The sequence below is a fragment of the Streptomyces sp. NRRL B-24572 genome (assembly GCF_002156145.1).
In the GTDB taxonomy this organism is placed as follows: domain Bacteria; phylum Actinomycetota; class Actinomycetes; order Streptomycetales; family Streptomycetaceae; genus Streptomyces; species Streptomyces vietnamensis.
Genome location: NZ_MWIG01000465.1, coordinates 1 through 584, shown reverse-complemented (window position 1 = coordinate 584; position 584 = coordinate 1). Strand labels below are relative to the sequence as shown.

Genomic DNA, 584 nt, shown 5'->3' with positions numbered 1-584 from the left:
CGCCCCGGGCCCCGTCGACGAACTCGCGCTGCCGGTCGACGTACTCCCGGTAGTCGGCGGCCGGCCGCGCGAGGGCGACGGGGCGCCCGGCGCGTGCCGCCGGGTAGGCCTGCTGGAGGTCCCGGAGGATCAGCGAGAAGGCCCACAGGTCGGCCGCGATGTGGTGGGTGCCGAGGAGGAGCACGTGCCGGTCCTCGCCGAGCCGCAGCAGCCGGCAGCGCAGGAAGGAGCCCTGGGCCAGGTCGTAGGGGCGCTCGACGAACGCGGTGACGGCGGCGTCGACCTCGGTGTCGTCGCGGCCGGTCAGGTCTTCCTCGGTGAAGTCGACCCGGGCGCCGGTGGTGACGCGCTGGACGAGTCGCTCCCCCTCCTGGAGGACGGCCGTGCGCAGCACGGGGTGGGTGTCGAGGACGGCCTGCAGCGCGGTGCGCAGGGCCGGCGCGTCCAGCGGTCCGCTGACGCGGGCCGCGAAGCAGAGGTGGTAGGCGGGGCTGCCGGGGTGCATCTGCTCGAACAGCCACAGGGCGCGCTGGCCCTCGGACACCGGGTGGGTGGTGGGCGGGGCGGGGGCGGGGCGGGCGGCG

Annotated in this window: 1 protein-coding gene; it reads right to left on the bottom strand. The window is 76.9% G+C overall.

What is annotated here, in order from left to right; genetic code table 11:
• Positions 1–584: condensation domain-containing protein (locus tag CCN56_RS26485; protein ID WP_256962154.1), on the bottom strand; the 584-nt coding region annotated here is incomplete at both ends.